We start from the raw sequence: 1,674 nt of genomic DNA on the forward strand, positions 1-1,674 counted from the left end.
GGCCTAAGGCATACTGAAGCAGCCACGGAAATTACGCCGACACTCAAGGCGGTAGCGGCGGCATATCGCCTTCGCCGACACGCCACACCCAGGAGCCGAGCTCCGGTCGTGCGGCGATCATTTCATCGAGCGACGCTTCGTAGTTCTCGTCCGCTCCGGCCGGAACGACAAACAGCGCTATCGGCTCTTGCCTGTTCTGAAGCAATGCGTTGGCGATCGGCTGGTCGGGTTGCAGGTCAAAGCGCAATCCCTTCACGCTCTTCTCGCGAAGGCGGGCGAGCCCATCGACGAGCCTTTTCTCCGGGACCGTCTCGTAGGGAATCCAGTTCTCGGAGACCACCATCAACGCAATCTCCTCGACAATGGCGAGGCCGGCCAGGTTCAGTCCGAAGGTCGCGATCGTCATGAGATGCGAGCTGGAATCCGCTGCCCATAGGGACAATTCTTTTTCAAAACGCGCCTGCAAGCGGCGATGCAATGCATCGTCGATCATGAAGGGAAAGCCGGGCAAATGCCTGATGACGAGTTTCTGACCGGAGCGGGCGGGAACCATCTCCTTCATCTCGCCCACCAGGACGAGCAACTTTCGGGGACCTGATTTAGGCGGAAGCGCCATGCCGAGAACCGCGTTGCGACGATGCTCGATGGCTTGCTTGTTCTCGGCGCGAAACGGCTCGGGCACGAACAGGATATCCGCGAGTGGGCCGCCCCTCACCGTCATTTGCCCGGCAGCCTCGAGCAGATGCCAGCGGACATTCCACCAATGCCGTTTGCCGGCCCACCTCGATGTCCAGACCGTCAGTTCGGCCTCGTGCCAGAGATAATGAAGCAGGCCACGCAGCGACATCCTCCTGGGATCGGTGGTTACGCTGGCGGAACTTTGCCCCGCAGGCACCGATGCCGCACGGCTCCCCGTCTTCGACAGGCTGAAGTCCAACTTGAGGGCGGCTAAGCCGTTTTTCGGATCGAGCTGTATCGCGCTGCCCATCAGGGCGCCCAGCCCGGACAGTTCGTAAGGCGATTCATAGGAATCACAGGATGGATCATGCTCACCGCCGCTGAGCGGCATGCGCTTGATCAGGTGAAGATCGCCGATGCGGGCGATGTACATCGGGCAGCCCGACTCGCGGCACAGGCATAGCGGACGCTCGGCGCGGGCATAGGCACCCGCCAGCGCCGCCTGCAGATCAGGCGCTGCCTCCTCGTAGACCGCACTGCCAATTCTGAACCGTCGCATCACCTCCACAGCTCCAGGTCGCCGCCGCATCCCTGTCCGCGCATTCAAGTCTGGCTTTGCAAAGAGCGCAACCCCTTTGGTGCATCGGCGCCAGAGGCAGAGGGGAGCCGGGAGGAGCGTGGCCCGGCTGGCGCGCAGAGAGTGTCGGCGCGGGCGCCACTCCGCTCTCGCGAAGGACATTTCCATGAACATTGTTTCGACTACCTCGACCGTCGCATGTACGGCTGGTTCCCTCGCCGCGCTGACGCCGGCCTCCATCAACAACGCCGAGGCAATCTATCAAGCGGCAACGTTGCTTCTGCCTTTCCTCGAGCAGGGCAAGCCTGTCACCACCGCCGCACTGCGCACCGCCATGGCGACCAGTTTTGGCGGCAGCGATGTTCAGGGGTTCTGGGTCTGGAAGGACGCCTATGAGGCGCTCGAAGTCGCCCAGGTGC

Annotated in this window: 2 protein-coding genes; one reads left to right on the plus strand and one right to left on the minus strand. The window is 62.5% G+C overall.

Annotated elements, in window-relative coordinates; translation table 11 throughout:
- Positions 1-43: 43 nt before the first annotated feature.
- Positions 44-1,237, minus strand: a complete 1,194-nt coding sequence (locus EN993_RS35495) for a DUF1173 domain-containing protein (protein ID WP_127266210.1) — start codon at positions 1,235-1,237, stop codon at positions 44-46.
- 184 nt (positions 1,238-1,421) lie between these two features.
- Between EN993_RS35495 and EN993_RS35500 the strand changes: the two genes are divergently transcribed.
- Positions 1,422-1,674, plus strand: a 253-nt coding sequence (locus EN993_RS35500) for a hypothetical protein (RefSeq protein ID WP_164758051.1), incomplete at its 3' end; no start/stop codon positions are given.

Origin of the sequence: Mesorhizobium sp. M7D.F.Ca.US.004.01.2.1 (assembly GCF_003997785.1) — a bacterium.
Classification (GTDB): Bacteria; Pseudomonadota; Alphaproteobacteria; order Rhizobiales; family Rhizobiaceae; genus Mesorhizobium; species Mesorhizobium loti.